Consider the following 23,184-nt stretch of genomic DNA (forward strand, 5'->3'; position numbering starts at 1 on the left):
ACGGGTTCACCCACAACATCACCGTGGCGGAACCATGAGCCACGACATCACGCCACGGAGGCCAGACGCGTCCGTGGCAACGTGATCAGCGGCCGTTCCGGATCCTGAGTCGGTCTCGCCGCACTCCTGGGAGAACGGATCTGTTCAGGTCAGAGCCAAAGGGCCTGCGCAAGCGCCGTCGCTTCCCAAGCGAACGGCCCCGAACACAAGTCGCCGCGGCACCAACAGACTTGGAAAGCGTGCTGGTAGCACCTGACTGGGGCCAGCAGCTCACCCGCATCGGTGACACGTGATCAGCTTGTGGTGTGGAAGCCATCATCGCCAGCGCCATAGCCGTACTGGGCACCCTGCTCGGATCAGGGATCACCCTGGTGTTTCAGCAGCGCACCGCTGACAGAGGCCACCATTTCACGAGGCGCGAGAAGCTTCGGCAGGAACGACTCGATGCGTACTCGGTCTATGCCGGCGCACTGATCAACTACCGCCGCTGTCTGGTGCACCTATGGTTCTGTCTGCACGAGCAGCCTCCGCACGAGGACCCCGATGTGGTGCAGGTCCGTGCCTATGACTTGCGCTCCCTTGCCCAAGAGGCCCTGTTCCGGGTGCAGATGCTCACGGATGACGACACCTTGAGCCAGACAGCGGAGGCCGTACTCGCTGACATCACGACGCTGCACAAGACGGACAGCCGAACCGAACTGGACGAGCGCAGAAGGCGAACCCGCGACGGCATTAGCCGTCTGGTTAGGGCCGCCAAAGAGCATCTCTGAGCTGCCTGGCAACGCGACTCGTAGGGTGCTTTCTGCCGTAGCCACGGGTCCGGGGCCGCGCCACAACCGCACCAGTGCTGCTGTGCCGCCGTCTGGGGCCGGGTCATCGTGTGCCAGATCCGGGCCAGAACGAGCGGTCACCCACGGTCACCCGCATGGCGACTTCAGTGGTGAGGAACCGGGACCGTAGTCCCGGTACCCCGTCCGGCTACGGTGAGCCGGCGGGATGATGCCGGCGTCCTCGTAGTTGCGGACCGCCTGCGTGGAGACGCCATGCTGACGAGCCAGGTCCACGGGCCGCACGTGACCTCCGATTGAGGGTTTCCGACGCAAGTGAGTGGAGGATTCGTCGCAGAGTCTCCAACGAGCGTTCAGGGATACGATTCAGGGACATGGCACAGAGCACGCACACCGTGTCCGGAGACTTCGACCTGACGATGGACGAGCTGCGCGTCGTGGCGCGTTACGTGGTTCGGCACGCAGAGGACGTCCTGTCGGTCTTTGAGCAGGCTGTTCCCGATGATCCGCGCCCCCGTGCAGCGATCGACGCGGCCTGGGCGTTCATCAACGGTGCCAACAGGACGAAATTGCAGCGCGTCACTTCCCTCGACGCTCATCGAGCCGCCCGGTCCGCACCCTCCGAATCCGCGCGACTGGCCGCGCGAACCGCCGGTGACGCCGCATCGGCCGCATACCTGCACCCCATCGCCCAGGCCGGCCAGGTCGGCCACATCCTGCGAGCCTCCGCGAGCGCTGCGCGCATCGGGGAGATGGAGACCGGCGGTGACCCCGCGATCGGGGATGCCCTGCTGGAACGGTCGCGGCAGCGTGCGACACCGGTGCTCATCGACGTGCTCTGCCGCTATCCGCCCGCGACAAGCGGCAGCAATCGTGTCGCCCGGCTGATGAGCACTCTGGATCATTCCCTGCGCCAGGCGGCTGACCGGTCGCCAGGGCACACCGCAGGGAGTGGCGCCGATGCGCGCAGGAGGGAATGCACATCATGATCCTCCCGAAGGTCCGGGACCCTCGCTTCGTGACGATCCGCCGTGGTGGGACTCTCACTGATGCGGATCACCGTCTCCTCGCTCTATGGGCTGCCTCGTGTGCAGAGCACGTCCTTGGCCTCTTCGAGTCGGCCCAGCCTGGGGACCCGCGACCGCGCCAGGCGATCGAACATGCCCGGGCCTGGGTGCGTGGCGAGGTCAAGATGATGCAGGCTCGCGCGGCGGGCGGCCATGCAATGGGGGCAGCCAGAGACCTGCGTGGGGCAGCACGGCATGCCGCGTACGCCGCGGGCCAGGCCGGGGCCGTCGCCCACGTCGCCGCGCACGAGCTCGGCGCGGCCGCCTACGCGATCAAGGCCGCACGTGCAGCGGCACCGGAAGGCGAGAGCGAGGCCGCGGGACGACTCGAGTGCCGGTGGCAGCGCGATCAGCTCCCGGAGGCGATCCGCCGGCTCGTACTTGATGACCAGCGGCTGCGCAACGACATCTGCTGGTCGGTGTTCGACGATCCGGCCGCTGCTGCAGGCGATGGCTGATGACGAGACGAGGTTCGCCGGGGTGAAGCGCCTCGGTGTCGACGAGCACGTGTGGCATCACGTCAGCGAAATCCCCGTCGCCAATGGCGGCCGCGGACCCAAGCAGCTGACCGGGATGGTCGACCTCACGCCCGACGAGAACGGGATCCCGAAGGCCAGGCTGCTGGATCTGGCGCCGGGCCTGCTGGATGCGTTCCACGTCGTCAAGCTCGGCACCCAGGCCGTTGACGAGGTCCGCCGCGGGTGCAGCAGGAGATCCGCGGCCACAGCGGTCGCAAGGCAGATCCGCTGTACGGGATCCGCACGATCTTGCGCTGCGGGGCCGGGAACCTCACCGACCGGCAACGAGCCCGGCTGGAGCGAGCGATCGCCGCCGATGAACGCCACGACGAAGTGTTCGTCGCCTGGCAGTGCGCCCAACAACTCCGGGCCGCCTACAAGGCATCGAGCCCGGTCGAGGGCCGGCAGATCGCCCAGAAGGTCCTCGCCTCGCTGCCGACGTGCCCGATCCCGGAGATCAAGCGGCTCGGGAAGACGCTGAAACAGTGGCGCGAGGCGTTCCTGGCCTACTTAGACACCGGTCGCGCCAGCAACGGCGGCACCGAAGCCATCAATGGCCTCATCGAACTCCACCGCCGCATCGCCCGCGGCTTCCGCAAACGCGACCACCACCGGCTACGCATCCTGCTCATCGGCGGCGGACTCAGCCACCCCACCTCAAGTAGGAAGAGATGCACTTCGTCGTTCCGCGGATCCTGATCCTCGACCTCAATCCGGGCGGCGAAGATACGGCACCCCACGGCCGGAGGCTCGGTCGGCTCAGGCGTTGGGACGCTTGCCGTGATTGGCCTTCTTCTTCTTACGGCCGCGTCGCTTGTTCCCTCGCTTAGCCATAGTTCACACTCCCCTAATTCAGGACCTTCCACCCCTTGATCAGTCTAGATTCGGCCCGGTTTGTCCGCATCAGCGGTGCCGCGGCCACAGCACCTATACCGGCGCGCCGCCACCCCAGAGCAGCGGCTTCTGTCGAATGCGCGTCGAAGCCGCCCGGGCCGATCGATCACAGCGCTGCCAACCGCAGGTCAGAGGCTGTGTAGGGCTTGGACCATCAAGGGGGAGCTGCTGGGAAGAACGGCTTCCCTTGCGAACGACCGTCACCAGTTGCTGGCCGAAGTCGACATCTCGCCAGCACACCCCGAGGAGCTCGCCCGGGCTCCCGTCGAGATCCACAACGCGACCAGGGCCCGGTACCGGTGCGAGGTCGGCCTGGCGAAGAGCTCGTCGAAGGGACAGCACGCTCCAGCGCGGGCTTGAGGATGTAGTGCAGCTCGCGGAGGGAGCCGTTCGACAGCGGCTTGCACTCGTGGCGACACCCCGTGCGCGGCTCGGTCCGGCCGTCGAGCTTGCCCTCGCACTGCTCGCGGCAGCGGAACAGCCGGGCGTAGAAGAGCTCGATCAGCTGAGGGTCGAGCTTGGCGGCCTGGAGCTGGCCGAGCGTTGGCTTCATGTACTGATCGATGGCGATCACGTACCGGTCGCGGGTGCTCTCCTCGATCCGCGTGACCTCCATCCATTGATCGATCACCTTCCCGACCGTGATCTTGCCTTTCGGGTGGCGCTGCTCGTCGACCTTCGCCAGGAGCCGAGTGCGCGCTTTCTCCACCGCGTCCCAGGTGGTCGCCTGCTCGTGGAGGTAGAGCTCCTTCTTCGTGAGCGGGTCGCGTCCGGCGTAGACCCGGACCTGGAAGCCGGCCCCGTTGGAGCGGATGCTGCCGCGCTGGCGGCGCTTGGGCTGTGTATTCGCCATGGCCGCGGAACCTATTCATGGTTAATGCCATGGCTACGGCGAACGGCGCGGCCCGCCGAAGCGGTATCCGCGCTGGTCAGATGGGTGGGCACAGACGGATTCGAACCGCCGACATCTGCTTTGTAAGAGCAGCGCTCTACCACTGAGCTATGCGCCCTGGGATGAGCTGACAGACTACATGGCCCGCGCACCCGGGCCGCAAACCAGTACGTGTCGGGAGCACGGGCAACCGGCAACTGTCCGGCTCGTGTGTTCGTCATTACCTGGTGGGAGAATGACTGCGGGCCTTACGGGGTGGATCAGGGCACGGGAGAGGGATGTGACGGCGAGAGACGCGCAGCCGTACACGCGGCCGGCACGCCGCCGTCGTCGTACCGACCGGGGGCCCGGTCAGGGTGGGCGCGCCGAGCGGGACGGCCGGGCCGGAAGTGCCGGGCGTGCCGGGCGGGATGTGCTGGCGCTGCTCGTCCTGCCGGTGGTGCTGCTCGCCGCCGCCGCGCCCGCGTCGTTCGCCGGTGGGGCCAACCGCCGCTGGTGGGGCCGGGGCGAGAGCCAGCGGGCGGATGCGCAGGCCGCGAAGGACGCGGCGGCCGCGGCGTTCTACGAGCTCGACACCGCGCAGCGCGACCTGCGGATCTCCATCGAGACGATCACGGCGGTCGAAAACTCCCCCGGTGCCCGGAAGGCCGCCGAGGACTTCCACGCGCTCGGCCGCCGCATCGACCAGGCCAGCCACGACTACATCACCGCCGTCGACGCGCACGACCTGGACCGTGTGGACCTCGAGCCCTCCGCTGCCGCCCGCGCCCGTACGGACCTGGCCCGGGCCAAGGACGAGCTGGAGCGGGTCAAGGGCGATCTCGACCGCTTCACGGAGGGTCTCGGACCGCTGCTGCAGCAGGCCGAGACCCAGCTCGCCCGGCTCGCCCCGGCCGTCGAGCGGGCCCGCCAGGCGCTGCTCGCGGCGACGAACGCGCTGGACGCCGTACGAGCCAAGGGCCTGCGCGCGGACGATCTGGCCGCCCGGCTCGCCGCGCTCTCGCCCGAGCTGACCAAGCTCAACCAGGGCGCGGGCCGGCACGGCGTGCAGGAGACGCTCCGGCGCGCGGACCAGGTGCTGCGCGAGGCCGAGACGGTGCGCAGCGAGGCCGAGCGGCTGCCGGAGCGGGCCGCCGAGACCGACAAGCGGCTCGTCTCGCTCCGCACCCGCGCGCAGGCGCTGACCACCCGGGCGACCGGGGTCGAGCCCGTACTGAGCGAGCTGCGCCGCCGGTATGCGGCCGCGTGCTGGCAGGACCTCCAGCCCGTGCCCGAGCAGGCGGCGCGGTCCGTCGCGCAGGCGGAGGAGAAGCTGAAAGAGGCGCAGAAGGCACGCGAAGAGCAGCGCTGGCCGGACGCGACCGCGCTGCTCAGTACGGTCCGGGCGCTGCTGAACACGACGGACGAGGCGGTGTCGGCGGCCGGAGAGCGGCTGCGGCGGCTCAACGAGGTCTCGTTCGACCCGTCGAAGGAGATCGAGCGGACCCGGTTCGCGATCCGGGACGCGCAGCGGCTGGCGATGGCCGGGCGCAGCACCCCGGACCCGCGGCACGCGAGGCCGCTGGACGAGTCCGTGCTGCGACTCGAGCGGGCCGTGGTGGGGCTGGAGGGCCGGCACCCGGACTACTGGCACTTCCTGACCGAGACGGAGGCCGTCCGGCAGACCGTCGCGCGGGTGGTGAGCGAGATCCGCGAGGACCGGGGCGCGGGCCGGGCCTGACCGCTGGCGCTCGCCTCCGTACGGACGGATCCTGGGTGCATGGCCAGCAGCCACGCCGGCCGCCCCCTCCGCGGCGGCCGAGGCACGCGCCGCTTCCCGGCGGGCCGCGGCCCCGCGGGCCGCTTCCCCGAGCGGCTCGCCAGGCGGACGCGGCTCGACGAGCACCTGCCCGTGGACCACAGGCTCAGCACCGTCTACCGCATCGGTGCGGGCCTTATGGGCCTGGTCCTGCTCGCCTTCGGCATCCTCGGGCTGATCGGCAAGGTGGGGTTCTTCGACACCGGCGGCGACACCGTGGCCGGGCTGAACACGAACGGCGCGCTGAGCGTGCTGTCGATCGTCGTCGGGTGCGTGCTGTTCGGCGGGATGGTGATCGGCGGCAACTTCGCCTCGTCGCTGAACATGTGGTTCGGGGTGGCGTTCCTGCTGAGCGGGTTCTTCAACCTCGCGCTGCTGGAGACCGACTACAACTTCCTGGCGTTCCGGCTCCAGAACGTCCTGTTCAGCTTCGTCTTCGGCCTGCTGCTGATGACCTTCGGGATGTACGGGCGGGTGAGCGGCCACCTGCCGCACGACAATCCGTACTGGCAGGCCCGCCACCCCGGCCAGGTGGCCCATGAGGAGCAGGCGGCGCTGCGCGCCAGGGCGAAGCGGCTGGCCATCCAGGCGCAGCAGCAGCAGGAGCGGCCGCCGCTTCGGCCGTGGCTTCGGCCGCCGGAAGATCGCGGGGGCGACCGCGCGACGGGACACCGTTAATCTGTCGCCATGCCCCGTTACGAGTACCGCTGCCGGTCCTGCGGCACCACCTTCGAGCTGAGCCGCCCGATGGCCGAGTCCTCCGCGCCCGCCACATGCCCGGACGGCCACGAGGACACCGTCAAGCTGCTGTCCACCGTCGCCGTGGGCGGCAGCGCAACCACCGCCCCGGCGCCCAGCGGCGGGGGTGGGGGCGGCGGCGGGTGCTGCGGAGGCGGCTGCTGCGGCTGACCGGCGCGGGCTGCTGCGGCCGACCAGCGCGGGTGCGCCGCGCAGGACCCGCCGCATCAGCGCTTGCGGGCCAGTGTCAGGCCGTCCGCGACCGTGAGCATCACCGACTCCATACGCGCGTCGGCGGTGACATGGTCGTTGAACTCCCGGATCGCACCGGCCCGTCCGGTCGCGGACGGGTCCAGCACGCGTCCGCTCAGGAAGACGTTGTCCACCACGATCAGCCCGCCCTCCCGCATCCGCGGCACCAGCTGCTCCCAGTACGGGACGTAGTTCTCCTTGTCCGCGTCCACGAACGCCAGGTCGATGTGCGGCTCCTCCGGCATCGCGCTCAGCGTCTCCAGCGCCGGGCCGATCCGCAGCTCGATCCGGTCCGCGACCCCGGCCTTGGCCCAGGCCTCCCGCCCGTACGCCGTCCACTCCTCGGAGATGTCGCAGGCGACGAGCCTGCCGCCGGCGGGCAGCGCCTGCGCCATGGACAGCGCCGACAGGCCGGTGAAGGTGCCGACTTCCACGACGTGCCGTGCGCCTGTCAGCCGTACGAGGAAGGCCAGCAGCGGCGCCTGTTCCTCGGCGACCTGCATGCCCGCGGCATCGGGCAGTTGCTCACGCGTGGTCGTGATGAGCGCCTGCTGAACCGCGTCCAGCGGCGGGTTGTGCGCCAGGACGTACTCATACAACTCGGGCGTGACCGGGGTGTTCTTGGTGTGGTGCGGGACCGCGGTGCCGGAGGAGTCCGAGGAGTCGGAGGAACCTGAGGAACCTGAGGAGCTGGGAGAAAGGTTGGCCATGCCCGCCATCCTGGCTCAGCCTGCGGCCGCCCGCAGCATGGATCGGACGATCTCCTCCCCCGCCGCGACGCCGCGCTCGGCCAGGGCCGTGACATGGGATGCCGTCCAGCCGGTTTCGGCCAGCTCGCCGTGGCCCGGCCGCCAGCCGCGGTCCGCGGCCTGGAGCAGGTCCGCGTCCAGGAGCGAGTCGCCGGCCGCGAGGACCTCCGCGGCTCCGGTGCGGCGTGCGATCTCCGCGACCGCCGCGCTCTTGGTGAGCGGTTTGGGGACCGCGTAGACCTTGCGGCCCTGCAGCGAGACCGTCCAGCCGCGCTCGTCCGCCCAGGCCGTGAGGTCCTTGACCCAGGTGTCGGGAAGGAGGGCCCGGTCGACGACGAGGTACGCGAAGAGGTCCTCGGCGACCCGCTCCTTGAGCAGCCAGGCCGGGTCGGCGGCGCGTACGAGATGCTCGCGGACCTCGGCGAGCGGCGCGCAGCCCGCGGCGAGGGTCTCCCGGACCCGGGCGAGCCAGTCCGGGTCGGACTCGCCGTCGACGAGGAGGTGCCCACCGTTCGCGCAGATCGCGTAGCGCGGGGCGGGGCCGGGGAGGTGGATGCGGCCGTACTGCTCGCGGGTCCTGGTCGTCGTCGGGACGAAGACGGTCTCGCGGGCCAGCCGGCCGAGGAGGGCCGCGGCCGTCTCCGTCATGTAGGACAGCGGCTTGCGCTCGTAGACCTCGACGCACAGCAGGCGGGGCGCCCGTGCGTCCGGCATGTCGAGGGCGAGGGCGGCGGAGGAGTAGATGAGCGTGCGGTCGAGGTCGCTCGCAAGGACCATGTTCCCTGCGTTCACTGTGCTCACTGCGCGCTCACCGCCTTGCCGTCGGTGCCGGTCGCCCCGCGCGTGTAGCGCGGGTGGATGAGGCCGACGCAGGTGTAGGGCAGGCCGTCGACCTCCTCGACCGGTACGCCCCGCTGGTCGGCGAGGAGCCGTACGTGATCGAGGTCGGCGCCCGCCCCGCGCCGCGCGAGGATCCGCCACGGCACGCGGCGCAGCAGCACGCGCGTCGTCTCGCCGACGCCGGGCTTGACGAGGTTGACGTCGTGAATGCCGTACTCCCCGCTGATCCGCTCGACAGCCGCCCACCCCTCCCACGTGGGCGTACGGTCCGCCGCCAGGAGCTCCTTGACGTCCACGGCGACGTCGTCCGCAACCTCGTCGAAGCGGGCCGCGACGGTGTCGAGGAAGAAGCCGGAGACATCGGCGTCCGCCAGCTCGCGGTAGAACTTCGCGCCGTGGAACTGGTCGGGGCCGACGAGGTCGGCGCGCAGCACGGTCCGCGAAATCAGGCCGGAGACCGTGGAGTTGAGGCAGGCCGAGGGGATGAGGAAGTCCTCGCGCGTGCCGTACGTGCGGACGCAGCCGCCGGGGTCGGCGAGGACGGCGATCTCCGGGTCGAAGCCGGGGAAGTCCCCGAGGGCCTCGGCCAGTTCGCGGGTGATCGCGCCCTTGCCCGTCCAGCCGTCGACGAAGACGGCGTCGGCCGGGTCGTGGCGTTCGGCGAGCCAGCGCAGGGCGGTGGTGTCGATGCCGCGGCCGCGGACGATGGAGATGGCGTAGTGCGGGAGGTCCAGGCCGTGCGCGTGCTGCGCCCAGCGGCGCATCAGGACGCCGACGGGCGTACCGGCGCGGGCCAGCGAAACGAGGACCGGGCTCGGGGACCGCTCGGCCAGGACGGTCTCGGTGACGGTGCCGACGGCGCGCGCGATCCGGGCGGCGGACGTGTCGAGCGCAGCCCGGAACAGCTCCTGGTACTGGGCGCTGGGCTGGTATTCGACAGGCAGCGACTCGGCGTAGTGGGCACCCCCGCGCTGGATGGCCTCCTCGCGCTCCTCGGTCGGGGCTTCGAGTTCGACGCCGGAGAAGTCCTGGAGCAGCCAGCCGACTTCGTCCGGGGCGTAGGAGGAGAAGGCGGGGCCGCGGAGCGGCTCGGAGAGCGTGGGCATGGGTGGCACCTGTGGTTCCGGTTGTGCTTCCGGGACGTGGCTGGGCACGACGGCGAGCAGGACGCGGCCGGTGTGCGCGGCGAGCCGGTCGAGCAGGCCGCCGGGGGCGTGGAGTGCGGGCGTGTCGGCGGCGGAGTCGACGACGGCGACGACCGCCTCGAAGCCGGCGCCCGCGACGTTGTAGGCGTAGCGGTCGCCGGGGCCGTCCGCCGGGTCGTCGTGCGCGGGGAACGACAGCCGCGTACGGATCGCGTAGCCGGGGTCGTCGACCGCCAGTACGGGCGACCGCGTAGTGGTCGAGAACCGCACCTCGGCCCGGCCGCCGAGCTCGGCTTCCAGCGCTTGAGCGATCCGCAGGGGCGCGTACATCAGCTCCTCGAAGCCGAGAACGAGCGCGCGCGGCGCGGCCTCCGGCGCGGGCTGGGGCCGGGCGGTGGCCGCACCTGACGCGGTCGCGCCCGGACGCGCCGCGCCGCCGCCGGAACCGTCCGGTCCGGCCCGCAGCGCGTCGGCGATACGACGCGCCATGCCGGGCAGCGCCGCCTCCAGCGCGGCGCGGTGCTCCGGCGTGAAGCCGTGCCGCCCGCCGTCGGGCAGCCCGTCGGGCCAGCGGAGATCGACGCGCTCGGCACGCGGGCGCGCCGGCGGGCGGGCCATCGGACGGGCCATCGCCGACTCGTCCGAGCCGGTCGCGCCCGGACGCGCTGAACCGCGGCCCTCAGCGGCAGCAGGAGCGAAGGCCCCCGCCACCGGCGCGCGGCGGTCGGCGGCGCCTGACGTGGCCGCACCCCGCGGCCCATCCAAGCAGAAGACGCCCTCGCCCGCGCCAAGCGCACCCCCCGCCGCGGCGGCCGCCACCGCCGCGCGGCCGGTCGCGCCCGAGTCCGCGCCTCCGGCCGCAGCGAACGTGGCGGAGCCCGCGGCTCCGTCGTCCGGCCCGCCGGAGACCGCACCCACGGCCGTCGTGCCCCCGGCCGCGGTGGCAGAGGCGCCCCCGGCCGCGGTGGCGGCTCGCGCCGCCGCGGCTTCGTGCTGCTCGACCAGAGCCTGGCCGCGCGCGAGGACGTCGTCCGGGAGCCGTACCGTGCCCGCCGCCGAGGCGATCAGGTCGACGCGGGCGCCCAGTTCGGCCGCGAACGCGTCCAGGCGGCCCCGGTCCTCGGCCGAGCGCATGTCGACGAGCGCCACGATCACGTACCGCTCCCGCGGGAAGCGCACGTGCAGCGCGCTGATCGTGTTGAGGACGGTGTTGCCCGTCGAGAACTCGTCGTCGACCAGCACCAGCGGCCCGTCGCCGCTCAGCAGCGCCCGGTCCTCGGGCAGCAGCAGGTGCGAGGTCGCGTGGCTGTGGGACTCCTCGAAGCCGCCCGCCGGGTCGACGCCGGTCACAGGACGCCGCGTCGAGTGCAGATATGGCGCGAGCGCCAGGCCGTCCGCGACGCTGTGGCCAAGGCCGGTCGCCGTCTCCGCGTAGCCCAGGACCACGGCGCGCGCCGCCGCCTCGTCGCCCAGCAGCTCCCGCACCCGCTCGCCCAGCCGCAGCCCCGCCCCGTGTACGGTTCCGGGCCGCTGCGGCACGTGCTTGCCGAGGACGTTCGACACAAGGAGATGGGCGCGCTTCTTGTTGCGCCGCAGGGCCAGCCCGAGCATGTCGGTCAGTTCCGGATCGCCCGCGAGCCCGACGCCCAGCCGGTCCGCGACCCACTGCCCCGACCACACCATGCCGTGCCCGTCCCTCGTCTCGTCCATGCCGTCCAATTCGTCGTTCACTCGGTCATGCCCCTGATGCACACGCTCACTTCAGCCCGGCCGCGAGCAGTTCGACGAAGCTCACGTCCTCCCGGGCCACGCCGAAGACCTCGGCCCGCAGCAGCGTGCGCTCCGCCCACGCGCGGTGCGGCTTCACCTCGTTCATCTTGTTGGTGTACGCGGAGCGCACCACTCCGCCGCCGAGCCGTTCCGGCTTGAGGATGTCCGCCGCGTCCGTGAACTCCTCATGGCTGACCACGGACAGCGCGTGCACGGGCGTGACGTGCGAGGGGTGGATGCAGGTCTTGCCCTGCAGTCCGTTGGCCCGGTCGAGTTCGATCTCGCGCAGCAGGCCGTCCATGTCGTGCTCGATGAGGGCGGTGCGCAGGTGCTCGGCGCGCCCGGTGAAGGGGCTGCGCCGCAGTTGCGGCTTGAACATCCGCTCCTGGACGCGGAAGTACTCCCAGACGGGGCCGGTGACGGTGAAGCCGGTGCCGTCGGCGCGCCCCAGCGTGTTCACGACATCGGCGATGACGGAGGCGACGATCTGGACGTCGTACGCGGTCATGTCAGGGGCGCGGCGCAGCCCGTACGCCGAGCAGAAGTCGGTGACCCCGAGCCGGAGGGCCAGGACGCGGTCGCGGTACTTGTCGACGGTCCGCTTGATGCCGCCGAGCGCGTCGACGCGGCTCTCCAGGTGCAGCAGTTCAGGCGATTCGAGGACGGGCATCGCGTAGAGCCGCTGGCCGCTCGCCGATTCGGCCGCTGCCAGCGCCTCGAGGAAGGGGACACCGCGCTCCTCGGTGAACTTCGGCAGTACGAATCCGGACAGGTGTCTCGCGGCGGGGCCGAGCCTGGCGGCCAGGTCGGGAATCTGGCCGGGCTCGCGGACCCGGATGAAGAGCAGCGGCAGGTCCCGGCCACGCCGGTCGAGCTCGGCGAACTGCCGCATCAGATTCTCCTCGGCGGCTGCCACGTCGGCGTCGTCGATGGAGTCCTCCAGGCACAGCACCATGGACACGACACCGCGGGCGGCCTGTTTGAGCACGTCGTCGGCGAGCCGGGGGCGGGTGGCGGGGCTGTAGAGCGTGGCGCCGAGGGCAACGGCGAGCGTGCGGGCCGGCGAGTCCGCGGAGAACTCCACCGGCTGCCGGTGGAACAGGCCCTCCCGGACCTCGGGCGGAACGTGCCCGAAATGACGCATATATCTCCCCGTGCTGCCGACCCGGCCATGACGCGATCTGGCCGGTTATCGTACGTGCGGGCAGCGGTCAAAAGTTCCCCAAGCGCGTGAAAATCAAGTAACTCGCGTGCATCGGTGTGGTTGCCCGGGCGCAGGAAACCGCCCGGCTTCCCGGGGCTTTCGGCGGCCCCGCGTTGTCGTGCCCATCACCGGGAAGGCAGGATTGCGGGCATGACGCACGCGATGCTGAAGGGGTCCAACATCCCGCTCGAGGCCACCGCCGTACGGGTCGTGCTGTGCTGGACCCCGGGTCCCGACGTGCCCGACGTGGACGCGTCGGCCCTGCTCCTGGCCTCCGACGGCCGCGTGCGCTCGGACGAGGACTTCGTCTTCTACAACCAGCCGCGCCACCCGTCAGGGCTGGTCCGGCACCTGCCGAAGAAGCGGCTGGCGGACGGCCTTACGGACACGATGGAAGCGGACCTGGCCGCGCTGGAGCCCTCGGTGGAACGGGTGGTGCTGGCGGCGTCGGCGGACGGCGGGGCGTTCGGTCCCGTACGGGACCTGCGCGTGCTGCTGTACGACGCGGGGGCGGGAGCCTCTGACGGCGGCGAGCCGATCGCGACGTTCGACGTACGGCCGGAGACGGGTGATGAGTCGGCGCTGATCTGCGGCGAGCTCTACCGGCGCGGGGACGGCTGGAAGTTCCGGGCCCTCGGGCAGGGATACGAGACGGGACTGGTCGGTCTGGCCACGGAGTTCGGCATATCCGTGGACGAGGGCGAGACGGCCGCGGACGGGCCGGAATCCGAGCCCCAAGCGTCCCAGTCGCCCCAGGCGCAGGCCGCCGGGCCCGAGTCACACCAGCCCCGAGCGCAACCCGAGCCTCAGCCGGAAGCCGAGCCCCGCCGCCAGGCCCCTGATGCCGTCACCGAGCCGGTCCAGCCCGGCTACGGCTACCCTCTGCCCCCGCCCGCTCCGCCCCAGCAGCCCGCGTACGGCTACCCCCAGCAGCCCGCCTACGGCTACCCGCAGCATCCGGCGCCCGTCTTCGTACTGCCGCCCCAGGGACCGCAGTTCCAGAAGAACCGGTGACATCCCGGAGGCAGCGAGGACAGTGGAGGTACGGGATGTGGGGGGCGGCGCGGCTCAGACCTTGGTCTTGTACCCGCGGCCCCACTGGAGCCCCCACCCGTAAAGCCGGTCGAGCTCCGCCTGGAAGCCGTAGACGTACTTCACCTCGCGCCGGACCGTCAGCTCGCCCTTGTTGTTCTCGATCAGCACGACGGCGCAGGAGCGGGCCTGCGGGGCGCGCTCGTCGAGCCCGATCTCGATCCGCGGGCCGTTGCTCGGAAAGAGCGTGACGATGGCGTGGGTACGGTCGAAGGCCGGGGTGCCGTCGTAGATGTAAACGAAGATCAGCAGCCGCTTGATGTCGTCCCGGTGGTCCATGTTGATGTAGATGGTCTCGCCGGACGCCGAGCCGAACCGGTCGTCGCCGCTGAGCTTCACATACGGCGGTGAGTTGAGGTCGCCGAAGAAGCTCCCGAGCGGCTGTACGACGCCCTTGCTGCCGTCCTTGAGCTCGTACAGGCAGGCCAGGTCGAGATCGATCTGCACCACCGCGGGCCCCTGGGCCTGCACCACCTCGGGCTTGAAGAGCTTCAGCGGATGGCGCAGCAGGCTGCCGCTCCGCCCGGGCCCGCCGATGTCGGAAGTCCGCATCCGCCAGGACAGGTTGACGCGCAGATTGCCGGTGGCCGCGCCCTGCTTGGTGAGCGAGACGGTCGACCGTCGCTTCGTCAGCTCGATCGCGTTCGACGACGCGCTGCCGCTGTCGAATCCCTGCCGACCGCCCCCCCGCCAGTTGCTCCAGAACGACACCCTCTACCCCCCACTTGTCGACGATCCCGGGCCCCAACCGATCGGGGCGGCCACCAGGCCCCGTGCCCCGTAGCCGCCCCGCATCAGAGAGCGTTCCTCATTCCCGCCGTGGTCACACTCCCGAGGTGACTTCGGACTTCTCCTCGGAGGCGTCGCCGCCCTCGCCCGCGAGGGCACGGTTGCGGCGCAGCGAGGACCAGAAGGACCAGGCGATGAGGGTGACACCGATAAGGCCGGTGACGATCTCGTTGACCTGGTACTGGATGGTGACGAGCAGGAGGACGGCGAGGGCGCCGATCGCGTAGTGCGCGCCATGCTCGAGGAAGACGTAGTCGTCGAGGGTGCCCTGGCGGACCAGGTAGACCGTGAGGGACCGGACGTACATCGCGCCGATGCCGAGGCCGAGCGCCATCCAGAAGATGTGGTTGGTGATGGCGAAGGCGCCGATGACACCGTCGAAGGAGAAGGACGCGTCCAGCACCTCGAGGTAGAGGAACATGAAGAACGCGGCCTTGCCCGCGAGGCCGACCATGGTGGGCTGCCTGCCCGCCTTCCTGGCCTCCTCCTCGGCCTCGTGCTCGCGCTCCTCCTCTTCCTCGAGCTTGTTCTCGAAGTGGCCGGAGAGGCCTCCCACGAGGAGGTATGTGATCAGGCCCGCGACTCCGGAGAGGAGGACGGTGGCCGACTTGTCGGCGTGGCCGGTGCTCACATGGGCGTTGGTGGCGATCGTCATCGCCGTCGCCATCAGGACGATCAGGGAGATGGTGACCGACAGCATGTCGAGCTTGCCCAGCTTGGCCAGCGGCCGCTCGATCCAGCCGAGCCACTTGATGTCCCGGTCCTCGAAGATGAAGTCGAGGAAGATCATCAGCAGGAACATGCCACCGAAGGCGGCGATTGCCGGGTGGGCGTCGGTGACCAGGTCCTCGTAGCGGTTCGGGTCGTCGATCGCGAGATTGATGGCCTCGATGGGACCGACCTTGGCGCTGATCGCGACGATCACGACCGGGAAGACCAGGCGCATTCCGAAGACCGCGATGAGGATGCCGATGGTGAGGAAGATCTTCTGCCAGAAGGCGTTCAGCTTCTTCAGCACGCCCGCGTTGACGACGGCGTTGTCGAAGGAGAGCGAGATCTCGAGGACGGAGAGGATCAGGACGATCCCGAATGCCTCCCACCCCCAGCCCCACGCAGCGGCGGCGAGGCCGATCACCGTGATGGCGAACGACCAGCCAAAGGTTCTCAGAAGCACTGGCTACCCAATCGTGTTAGCGGGGTCCCCCGCGCGCAGTGCGCGGCTTTACGAAACATTGACCCCAAAGTCTAGAGCGATGCCGCGCAGCCCCGACGCGTACCCCTGACCCACCGCACGGAACTTCCATTCGCCGCCGTACCGGTACACCTCGCCGAAGATCATGGCCGTCTCGCCCGAGGCGTCCTCGCTCAGGTCGTAGCGCGCCAGCTCCTGGCCGTCCGCCTGGTTGACCACGCGGATAAAGGCATTGCTGACCTGGCCGAAGGTCTGGCCCCGGTTGTCCGCCTCGTGAATCGACACCGGAAAGACGATCTTGTCGACCTGCGCGGGCACCTTGGAGAGGTCGACCAGGATCGACTCGTCGTCGCCCTCGCCCTCACCGGTGAGGTTGTCGCCGGTGTGCTCGACAGAACCGTCCGGGCTCTTGAGGTTGTTGTAGAAGACGAAGTACTCGTCGCCCAGTACGCGCCCCGACTGCAGCAGCAGGGCGCTGGCGTCGAGGTCGAACGGCGCGCCCGTCGTCGAGCGTGCATCCCAGCCCAGACCGACCATCACCTGCGTGAGATTCGGCGCGGCCTTGGAGAGGGAGACATTGCCTCCCTTGGCGAGCGTGACGCCCATGATCCTGCATCCTCCCCTGAGTGCTGTACTCCTCGATGCCCGGTGCCGCACCCCCGCGCGCGGCAGAGGGTGCGGCACCAGGCGCATGTGCGTCGCCCGCGGATCAGACGTTGACGCCGAAGTCCTGCGCGATGCCGCGCAGGCCCGAGGCATACCCCTGGCCGATCGCGCGGAACTTCCACTCCGCGCCGTGGCGGTACAGCTCGCCGAAGACCATGGCGGTCTCGGTCGATGCGTCCTCGCTCAGGTCGTAGCGCGCCAGCTCCGAGTTGTCGGCCTGGTTCACCACGCGGATGAAGGCGTTGCGGACCTGGCCGAAGCTCTGCTGGCGGGTCTCGGCGTCGTAGATCGACACCGGGAACACGATCTTGTGGACATCGGCCGGCACGGCGGCCAGGTTCACCTTGATCTGCTCGTCGTCGCCCTCGCCCTCACCGGTGATGTTGTCGCCGGTGTGCTCGACGGAGCCGTCCGGGCTCTTGAGGTTGTTGAAGAACACGAAGTTCTGGTCGGTCCCGACCTTGCCCTCGGCGTTCGCGAGCAGGGCGCTGGCGTCGAGGTCGAAGTCGGTTCCGGTAGTGGTGCGGGCGTCCCAGCCCAGACCGACGATCACCGCGGTCAGGTTGGGGGCTTCCTTGGTCAGCGAGACGTTGCCGCCCTTGCTGAGGCTGACTCCCACGAGTCCTCCCATTGAGATCGAGGAGCACTGCGTGCCCCCGTCGTGCGTTGGCATCGGATCAACGAACTGATCCTAGTGAGCGGTTCCCTGTCTGTCCCCGTACCACCTACAGGCTCTGCAGCGCCTTGACGTACTCGTTGAGATCACGGGCGTCGGGCAGGCCGTTGACGACAGTCCAGCGGACGGTTCCCTCCTTGTCGATGACGAAGGTGCCGCGGAGCGCGCAGCCCTTCTCCTCGTCGAAGACCCCATATGCGCGAGAGGCCTCGCCGTGCGGCCAGAAGTCCGAGAGGAGGGGGTAGTCCAGTCCCTCCTTCTCGGAGAAGACCCGGAGCGTGAACGGGGAGTCGTTGGAGACGGCGAGCAGCTGCACGTCGCCGTTGACGAACTTCGGCAGCTCGTCGCGCAGGGCGCACAGCTCGCCGGTGCAGACGCCGGTGAAGGCGAAGGGGTAGAAGAGCAGCACGACGTTCTTCTCGCCCCGGAAATCGGAGAGCCGCACGGTCTCGCCGTGCTGGTTCTTCAGCTCGATGTCCGGAGCCTTCGCGCCGACCTCGATGGCCATGAGTCCTGGTCCCTCTCTCGAGAAGAGCCCGGCCAGGGGACACCGCGTGTCCGCCCGGCCGCCTGCGGGTTTGCGCGGCCAGTCTGTCACCGCGAGTGCACACCGGGACACAGCGCCCCCGGCGGCGGAGCCGCCGGGGGCGCTGAAGAGGTCGATGGGGTTGACCAGCCGTCCGCTGCTCCGAGAGATGGTCCCGGGGCTGGTTCGGGGTCCGGGCTGGTCCTTGGGGGTCCGGGGTCGGCCCGGGGTCCGGGGGCTGGTCCGGGGTCCGAGATCGACCTGGGGTCCGGGGCCGGTCCGGGGTCCGGGGCCGGTCCGGGGTCCGAGATCAGCCTGGGGTCCGGGGTCGGCCCGGAACGCTTATCGCTTGCCCGTACGGGCAACCTTCGGCGTGACCAGACGGCTGCCGGTCCAGTCCTTGCCCGCGTTGACACTGCTGGTCTGCGCCAGGCCGGCGGTCTGCGCGGCCTCGCCGATGTCGCTCGGCTCGACGTATCCGTCGCGCCCGGTCTTCGGCGTCATCAGCCAGACCGGGGATCCGGAATCGATCATCGTGGTGGCGTCCACCAGCGCGTCCGTCAGGTCGCCGTCGTCCTCGCGGAACCACAGAACAACGGCGTCGGCCACGTCGTCGTAGTCCTCGTCGACGAGCTCCTGGCCGGTGACGGCCTCGATGCCCTCGCGGAGCTCCTGCTCGACATCGTCGTCGTAGCCGATCTCCTGGACCACCTGCCCGGGCTGGAAACCCAGCCTTGCGGCAGGGTTGGTCCGCTCCTCCGCGTGGTCCGCGGTCGCGCTCACGGATTGCCTCCTGTCATTTCCTGCTGTCATGTCCTGAGGATGTCTGTCGCCTCGCGCGTGCGCGAGCCATTGGGCGTAGTCCACACGGGCCGGGCTGTTCGCGCAAGTACCCAGCCGCCGATCCCGCCCAAACGTTGACGTGTCGCCGCAACTCCCATCATGACGGAACGGGCGGGGGTGATTCACACCACACGATTCTGCCCGATTTGTAAGGTCATGGTCCCCCGCTGCGCCGTTCGGACGCGAATGAGGAAAGACCAGGCGACGAACGGCCGTACCCCGGGCGCCGCCGCCGTGGGCGTAAGGTTGCGATTTGGCCGACTATCGATCGGCGACGCCGCGCGACGCCCCGTCTCACACAGTGGCGGTTACCGCCCGGTAGAGATGACGTTTCCGCCTTCTGAGGTACACGATGGAGGCGGCGCGACCCAGCAGAAGCTGAATCTGACCCGCGTGCAGAGCACGACCCGAACAGCGAAGGAACAGCGTGGCTTCCGGATCCGATCGCAACCCGATCATCATTGGCGGCCTTCCCAGTCAGGTCCCGGACTTTGATCCCGAAGAGACCCGGGAATGGCTCGAGTCGCTCGACGCGGCAGTCGACGAGCGAGGCCGCGAACGTGCCCGCTACCTGATGCTCCGCCTGATCGAGCGTGCCCGCGAGAAGCGCGTGGCCGTGCCCGAGATGCGCAGCACGGACTACGTCAACACCATCGCGACCAGGGACGAGCCGTTCTTCCCCGGCAACGAGGAGATCGAGCGCAAGATCCTCAACGCGACCCGCTGGAACGCGGCGGTGATGGTTTCCCGCGCGCAACGCCCCGGTATCGGTGTCGGCGGCCACATCGCCACCTTCGCCTCCTCGGCGTCGCTCTACGACGTGGGCTTCAACCACTTCTTCCGCGGCAAGGACGAGGGCGACGGCGGCGACCAGATCTTCTTCCAGGGGCATGCCTCCCCGGGCATCTACGCCCGCGCGTATCTCCTGGACCGGCTGAACGAGCTGCAGCTCGACGCGTTCCGGCAGGAGAAGTCGAAGGCCCCCTATGGGCTGTCCAGCTACCCGCACCCGCGGCTCATGCCGGACTTCTGGGAGTTCCCGACCGTCTCCATGGGCCTCGGACCGCTCGGCGCGATCTTCCAGGCCCGCATGAACCGCTATATGGAGTCCCGCGGTATCGCCGACACCTCCAAGTCGCACGTGTGGGCCTTCCTCGGCGACGGTGAGATGGACGAGCCGGAGTCGCTGGGCCAGCTGACGCTGGCCGCGCGTGAGGGCCTGGACAACCTGACCTTCGTCGTCAACTGCAACCTGCAGCGCCTCGACGGCCCGGTGCGCGGCAACGGCAAGATCATCCAGGAGCTGGAGTCGGTCTTCCGCGGCGCCGGCTGGAACGTGATCAAGCTGGTGTGGGACCGCAGCTGGGACCCGCTGCTCGCCCAGGACCGCGACGGCGTGCTGGTCAACAAGCTGAACACCACCCCCGACGGCCAGTTCCAGACGTACGCCACCGAGACCGGTGCCTACATCCGCGACCACTTCTTCGGCGACGACCACCGCCTGCGCAAGATGGTCGAGGGCATGACCGACGACCAGATCCTGCACCTGGGCCGCGGCGGTCACGACCACAAGAAGATCTACGCGGCCTACGCGGCGGCCAAGGAGCACAAGGGCCAGCCGACCGTGATCCTCGCGCAGACCGTCAAGGGCTGGACGCTCGGCCCGAACTTCGAGGGGCGCAACGCGACCCACCAGATGAAGAAGCTGACGGTCGACGACCTCAAGCGCTTCCGGGACCGGCTGCACCTGCCGATCGCGGACAAGGAGCTGGAGTCCGGCGTCCCGCCGTACTACCACCCGGGTCCGGACTCGGACGAGATCCAGTACATGCACGACCGGCGCAAGCAGCTGGGCGGCTATGTGCCGACCCGCGTCGTGCGGTCGAAGCCGCTGAACCTCCCGGACGACAAGGCCTACGCGTCGCTCAAGAAGGGCTCCGGCAACCAGCAGATCGCCACGACGATGGCGTTCGTGCGGCTGCTGAAGGACCTCATGCGGGACAAGGAGATCGGCAAGCGGTTCGTGCCGATCGCGCCGGACGAGTACCGCACCTTCGGTATGGACTCGCTCTTCCCGACAGCGAAGATCTACAACCCGCTCGGCCAGACCTACGAGTCCGTGGACCGCGAGCTGCTGCTCGCCTACAAGGAGTCGCCGACCGGCCAGATGCTGCACGACGGCATCTCCGAGGCGGGCTGTACGGCTTCGCTGATCGCGGCGGGCTCCGCCTACGCCACGCACGGCGAACCGCTGATCCCGGTGTACGTCTTCTACTCGATGTTCGGGTTCCAGCGCACCGGCGACCAGTTCTGGCAGATGGCCGACCAGCTGGCGCGGGGCTTCGTACTGGGGGCGACCGCGGGCCGTACGACCCTGACCGGCGAGGGTCTGCAGCACGCGGACGGCCACTCGCAGCTGCTCGCCTCGACCAACCCGGCCGTCGTCGCATACGACCCGGCGTTCGGCTTCGAGGTCGCCCACATCGTCAAGGACGGTCTGCGCCGGATGTACGGCTCGTCGGACGAGTACCCGCACGGCGAGAACGTCTTCTACTACCTCACCGTCTACAACGAGCCCATCCAGCACCCGGCCGAGCCTGCGGACGTGGACACCGAGGGCATCCTCAAGGGCCTCTACCGCTTCAAGGCGGGCGAGAAGGGCGCCACCCCGGCGCAGATCCTCGCCTCGGGTGTCGCGGTGCCGTGGGCCATCGAGGCCCAGCGGATCCTCGCCGACGAGTGGAACGTCAAGGCGGACGTCTGGTCGGCGACCTCCTGGAACGAGCTGCGGCGCGACGCCGTGGAGGTCGAGGAGCACAACCTGCTCCACCCGGAGGAGGAGCAGCGCGTCCCGTACGTGACCCGGAAGCTGCAGGACACCGAGGGCCCGAAGGTGGCCGTGTCCGACTGGATGCGGGCCGTCCCGGACCAGATCGCGCGCTGGGTGCCGGGCACGTACCAGTCGCTGGGCGCCGACGGCTTCGGCTTCGCCGACACCCGTGGTGCGGCCCGCCGGTTCTTCCACATCGACGCCCAGTCGATCGTCCTGGGGGTGCTCACCGAGCTCGCCAAGGAGGGCAAGATCGACCGCTCGGTGCTGAAGCAGGCGATCGACCGCTACCAGCTGCTCGACGTGGCGGCGGCCGACCCGGGCGCCGCGGGCGGAGACGCGTAACTCCGCGGCAGCGCGCCGCAGGGAACAACGCGGGACAGCACAGCACTTCATAGCACTACCTCCTCGGCCCCGACCGGCTCGCCCGGCCCGGGGCCGAGGAGTTCCGACGGGGTGCTTAGATGCCGGGTATGAAGGGGGAACCTGCACAGACGGGGTGGGAGCGGTACACGCAAGGACCGCTGCTCGGACTTGCGGTGCTGTTCGCCGTGGCGTACGCCGTGCCGGTCGTGAAGCCGGATGCGGGCGAACAGGTGCGGCAGCTCTGTCTGGTCGTCGAGTGGGTGGTGTGGGGTGCGTTCGCCGTCGACTACGCCGTGCGGCTGGTACGGGCGCCCGACCGCCTGGTGTTCGTGCGCAGCAATCCGCTGGCGCTGCTGGCCCTGGCCCTGCCGCTGGTCCAGCCGCTGCGGCTGCTGCGCCTGGTGGCGACCCTGCTGCTGGTCGGGCAGCGGGCCCGGATGGCATCGCAGGTGCGGCTGACAACGTACGTCGCCGGGTCGGTCGTCGGTCTGCTGATGTTCGGCTCGCTGGCCGTCCTGGAGGTGGAGCGGGGCTCTCCGGACGGGAACATCAAGAACCTCGGTGACGCGGTCTGGTGGTCCTTCACGACCATGACGACCGTCGGCTACGGCGACCACGCGCCGACGACCGGACTCGGGCGGATCCTCGCTGTCGGTCTCATGCTGTCGGGCATCGCTCTCCTCGGTGTGGTCACGGCGAACATCGCCGCCTGGTTCATAGCGCGCTTCGAGCGCGACGACGCGGAGGAGCGACGGCAGACGGAGGCCATCACGGCCCTGACCGCCGAAGTGCGGGCGCTGCGCGCGGAGCTGGCGGAACTGCGGCAGGCCGTCGCCGTTCCCCCACCGTCTGCCGACGCCCCGGCAGCGAGCACCAGCGGTCAGCCATGAGCAGGGATGCCTGCGCGGCGACCGCCAGTACCCCCGCTTCAGCGCCCGCTCAGCTCTCCCAGACCTTGAAAGCCCGTACCTGGTAGGGGGATTGGGGCACCCACGTGCCTCCGCCCGGATAGGTCTCGAACTCGCCCGTCTCGGCGCATTCGGCGCTCTGGTACGTGGTGACGGGCCGGCCGGTGCGGTTCGCCAGCGAGGCGGCTGTGGTGCCGCGCGGCAGGGGCACGCAGCTCTCGATGTCGATGTCCGAGAGCTCGTACGTACGGCTCACGCCGCGGAAGTCGCTCTTCTGCCACAGACACAACTGGCCGGTGGCACAACTGCCGAGGCGCGGGGCGGCGGCAGCGGCCGGTGTCGCAGCCGTGGCCGGTGTCGCAGCCGTGGCCGGTGTCGCGGCCACAGCCGCCGCGCCCGGATTCAGAGCCATGGCAGCGGCGGCCAGGGCGATTGCTGCGGCGCTGGTGCTCGCAGTGGACTTGATGGTGAAGGCGGTGGCGTTGCGCATCTGGATCACTCCCCCGTGTCGGACGGTTCTGCTTCTGTTACACCGCAGACTCGCCTCGGGTTCCCGGTCCCGCCAAGGGAGTTGATCAACCGCCACCCTGATAGGGGCAGACGCGGCGGAGGGGGCCGGGCGCTCGGCCCTGCCCCCTCCG

The 23,184-nt window shown here is 70.0% G+C and carries 24 protein-coding genes and 1 tRNA gene; 10 read left to right on the plus strand and 15 right to left on the minus strand.

The annotated features are described in order from the left end of the window. Nucleotides 1–305 precede the first annotated feature (305 nt). Nucleotides 306–770: a hypothetical protein gene (locus ACTWP8_RS01395; protein WP_443320283.1), complete on the plus strand. Its 465-nt coding sequence runs from the start codon at nucleotides 306–308 to the stop codon at nucleotides 768–770. Between the two features lie 147 nt (nucleotides 771–917). Here the strand turns inward: ACTWP8_RS01395 and ACTWP8_RS01400 are convergent, their stop codons facing one another. After that, nucleotides 918–1,073 carry a MerR family DNA-binding transcriptional regulator gene (locus ACTWP8_RS01400; protein WP_443320284.1) on the minus strand — a complete coding sequence of 52 codons (156 nt, stop codon included), beginning with the start codon at nucleotides 1,071–1,073 and terminating at the stop codon, nucleotides 918–920. Nucleotides 1,074–1,183: 110 nt separating this feature from the next. Between ACTWP8_RS01400 and ACTWP8_RS01405 the strand changes: the two genes are divergently transcribed. The 3 genes from ACTWP8_RS01405 to ACTWP8_RS01415 all read left to right on the plus strand — a co-directional run bounded on the left by ACTWP8_RS01405 (nucleotide 1,184) and on the right by ACTWP8_RS01415 (nucleotide 3,072). Further along, nucleotides 1,184–1,777 carry a putative immunity protein gene (locus ACTWP8_RS01405; RefSeq protein WP_443320285.1) on the plus strand — a complete coding sequence of 198 codons (594 nt, stop codon included), beginning with the start codon at nucleotides 1,184–1,186 and terminating at the stop codon, nucleotides 1,775–1,777. After that, complete coding sequence (locus ACTWP8_RS01410; RefSeq protein ID WP_443320286.1) at nucleotides 1,774–2,313, plus strand: putative immunity protein; 540 nt, start codon at nucleotides 1,774–1,776, stop codon at nucleotides 2,311–2,313. Before ACTWP8_RS01405 ends, ACTWP8_RS01410 begins: the two co-directional genes overlap by 4 nt. Nucleotides 2,314–2,556: 243 nt before the next feature. Continuing rightward, on the plus strand, nucleotides 2,557–3,072 hold the full coding sequence (locus ACTWP8_RS01415; RefSeq protein WP_443320287.1) for an ISL3 family transposase: 516 nt from the start codon (nucleotides 2,557–2,559) through the stop codon (nucleotides 3,070–3,072). Nucleotides 3,073–3,132: 60 nt separating this feature from the next. Here the strand turns inward: ACTWP8_RS01415 and ACTWP8_RS01420 are convergent, their stop codons facing one another. From ACTWP8_RS01420 to ACTWP8_RS01430, 3 genes are all read right to left on the minus strand, one after another. Beyond that, nucleotides 3,133–3,207: a 50S ribosomal protein bL37 gene (locus ACTWP8_RS01420; RefSeq protein WP_099504217.1), complete on the minus strand. Its 75-nt coding sequence runs from the start codon at nucleotides 3,205–3,207 to the stop codon at nucleotides 3,133–3,135. A 214-nt stretch (nucleotides 3,208–3,421) separates the two neighbouring features. Next, nucleotides 3,422–4,120 (minus strand): hypothetical protein, encoded by a 699-nt coding sequence (locus ACTWP8_RS01425; protein WP_443320288.1) that lies wholly within the window; start codon nucleotides 4,118–4,120, stop codon nucleotides 3,422–3,424. An 85-nt stretch (nucleotides 4,121–4,205) separates the two neighbouring features. Continuing rightward, a tRNA-Val gene (locus tag ACTWP8_RS01430) sits at nucleotides 4,206–4,277 on the minus strand. 162 nt (nucleotides 4,278–4,439) lie between these two features. Here ACTWP8_RS01430 and ACTWP8_RS01435 point away from each other — a divergent pair. The 3 genes from ACTWP8_RS01435 to ACTWP8_RS01445 are packed head-to-tail and all read left to right on the plus strand — an operon-like array spanning nucleotide 4,440 to nucleotide 6,866. Continuing rightward, on the plus strand, nucleotides 4,440–5,879 hold the full coding sequence (locus ACTWP8_RS01435) for a hypothetical protein (protein ID WP_443320289.1): 1,440 nt from the start codon (nucleotides 4,440–4,442) through the stop codon (nucleotides 5,877–5,879). A 39-nt stretch (nucleotides 5,880–5,918) separates the two neighbouring features. Continuing rightward, nucleotides 5,919–6,635, plus strand: a complete 717-nt coding sequence (locus ACTWP8_RS01440; RefSeq protein ID WP_443320290.1) for a DUF4383 domain-containing protein — start codon at nucleotides 5,919–5,921, stop codon at nucleotides 6,633–6,635. 9 nt (nucleotides 6,636–6,644) lie between these two features. Beyond that, complete coding sequence (locus tag ACTWP8_RS01445; RefSeq protein WP_443320291.1) at nucleotides 6,645–6,866, plus strand: FmdB family zinc ribbon protein; 222 nt, start codon at nucleotides 6,645–6,647, stop codon at nucleotides 6,864–6,866. A 56-nt stretch (nucleotides 6,867–6,922) separates the two neighbouring features. Here the strand turns inward: ACTWP8_RS01445 and ACTWP8_RS01450 are convergent, their stop codons facing one another. From ACTWP8_RS01450 to ACTWP8_RS01465, 4 genes are all read right to left on the minus strand, one after another. Beyond that, nucleotides 6,923–7,657 (minus strand): O-methyltransferase, encoded by a 735-nt coding sequence (locus ACTWP8_RS01450; RefSeq protein ID WP_443320292.1) that lies wholly within the window; start codon nucleotides 7,655–7,657, stop codon nucleotides 6,923–6,925. A gap of 15 nt (nucleotides 7,658–7,672) precedes the next feature. After that, nucleotides 7,673–8,473, minus strand: coding sequence for an HAD family hydrolase (locus tag ACTWP8_RS01455; RefSeq protein ID WP_443320446.1), 801 nt, complete (start codon nucleotides 8,471–8,473; stop codon nucleotides 7,673–7,675). 20 nt (nucleotides 8,474–8,493) lie between these two features. Next, on the minus strand, nucleotides 8,494–11,364 hold the full coding sequence (locus tag ACTWP8_RS01460) for a phosphoribosyltransferase (RefSeq protein ID WP_443320447.1): 2,871 nt from the start codon (nucleotides 11,362–11,364) through the stop codon (nucleotides 8,494–8,496). Between the two features lie 73 nt (nucleotides 11,365–11,437). Then, the gene (locus ACTWP8_RS01465) at nucleotides 11,438–12,595 is read right to left on the minus strand and encodes an HpcH/HpaI aldolase/citrate lyase family protein (protein WP_443320293.1); all 1,158 of its coding nucleotides are present in this window, start codon (nucleotides 12,593–12,595) and stop codon (nucleotides 11,438–11,440) included. Between the two features lie 210 nt (nucleotides 12,596–12,805). Here ACTWP8_RS01465 and ACTWP8_RS01470 point away from each other — a divergent pair, with 210 nt between their 5' ends. Continuing rightward, nucleotides 12,806–13,669: a TerD family protein gene (locus tag ACTWP8_RS01470; RefSeq protein ID WP_443320294.1), complete on the plus strand. Its 864-nt coding sequence runs from the start codon at nucleotides 12,806–12,808 to the stop codon at nucleotides 13,667–13,669. A 54-nt stretch (nucleotides 13,670–13,723) separates the two neighbouring features. Here ACTWP8_RS01470 and ACTWP8_RS01475 read toward each other — a convergent pair whose 3' ends face one another. From ACTWP8_RS01475 to ACTWP8_RS01500, 6 genes are all read right to left on the minus strand, one after another. Continuing rightward, the gene (locus ACTWP8_RS01475; RefSeq protein ID WP_443320295.1) at nucleotides 13,724–14,458 is read right to left on the minus strand and encodes a TerD family protein; all 735 of its coding nucleotides are present in this window, start codon (nucleotides 14,456–14,458) and stop codon (nucleotides 13,724–13,726) included. A gap of 112 nt (nucleotides 14,459–14,570) precedes the next feature. Further along, nucleotides 14,571–15,710, minus strand: coding sequence for a DUF475 domain-containing protein (locus tag ACTWP8_RS01480; protein ID WP_443320296.1), 1,140 nt, complete (start codon nucleotides 15,708–15,710; stop codon nucleotides 14,571–14,573). A gap of 48 nt (nucleotides 15,711–15,758) precedes the next feature. Continuing rightward, the gene (locus ACTWP8_RS01485; protein WP_443320297.1) at nucleotides 15,759–16,334 is read right to left on the minus strand and encodes a TerD family protein; all 576 of its coding nucleotides are present in this window, start codon (nucleotides 16,332–16,334) and stop codon (nucleotides 15,759–15,761) included. A gap of 103 nt (nucleotides 16,335–16,437) precedes the next feature. After that, nucleotides 16,438–17,013, minus strand: coding sequence for a TerD family protein (locus tag ACTWP8_RS01490; protein WP_443320298.1), 576 nt, complete (start codon nucleotides 17,011–17,013; stop codon nucleotides 16,438–16,440). Nucleotides 17,014–17,119: 106 nt separating this feature from the next. Next, a complete protein-coding gene (locus tag ACTWP8_RS01495; protein WP_443317202.1) occupies nucleotides 17,120–17,578 on the minus strand; it encodes a peroxiredoxin in 459 nt (152 codons plus the stop codon). A 360-nt stretch (nucleotides 17,579–17,938) separates the two neighbouring features. Continuing rightward, the gene (locus ACTWP8_RS01500) at nucleotides 17,939–18,379 is read right to left on the minus strand and encodes a DUF3052 domain-containing protein (protein WP_443320299.1); all 441 of its coding nucleotides are present in this window, start codon (nucleotides 18,377–18,379) and stop codon (nucleotides 17,939–17,941) included. 487 nt (nucleotides 18,380–18,866) lie between these two features. Between ACTWP8_RS01500 and aceE the strand changes: the two genes are divergently transcribed. Both aceE and ACTWP8_RS01510 read left to right on the plus strand, forming a co-directional pair. Next, nucleotides 18,867–21,614 (plus strand): pyruvate dehydrogenase (acetyl-transferring), homodimeric type, encoded by a 2,748-nt coding sequence (gene aceE, locus ACTWP8_RS01505; protein WP_443320300.1) that lies wholly within the window; start codon nucleotides 18,867–18,869, stop codon nucleotides 21,612–21,614. Nucleotides 21,615–21,742: 128 nt separating this feature from the next. Continuing rightward, on the plus strand, nucleotides 21,743–22,525 hold the full coding sequence (locus tag ACTWP8_RS01510) for an ion channel (protein WP_443320301.1): 783 nt from the start codon (nucleotides 21,743–21,745) through the stop codon (nucleotides 22,523–22,525). A gap of 49 nt (nucleotides 22,526–22,574) precedes the next feature. On the opposite strand, the gene ACTWP8_RS01515 is transcribed toward ACTWP8_RS01510, so the two are convergent. Continuing rightward, complete coding sequence (locus ACTWP8_RS01515) at nucleotides 22,575–22,955, minus strand: peptidase inhibitor family I36 protein (protein WP_443320448.1); 381 nt, start codon at nucleotides 22,953–22,955, stop codon at nucleotides 22,575–22,577. Between the last annotated feature and the right edge of the window lie 229 nt (nucleotides 22,956–23,184).

It is taken from the genome of Streptomyces sp. 7N604, assembly GCF_052245475.1.
Classification (GTDB): domain Bacteria; phylum Actinomycetota; class Actinomycetes; order Streptomycetales; family Streptomycetaceae; genus Streptomyces.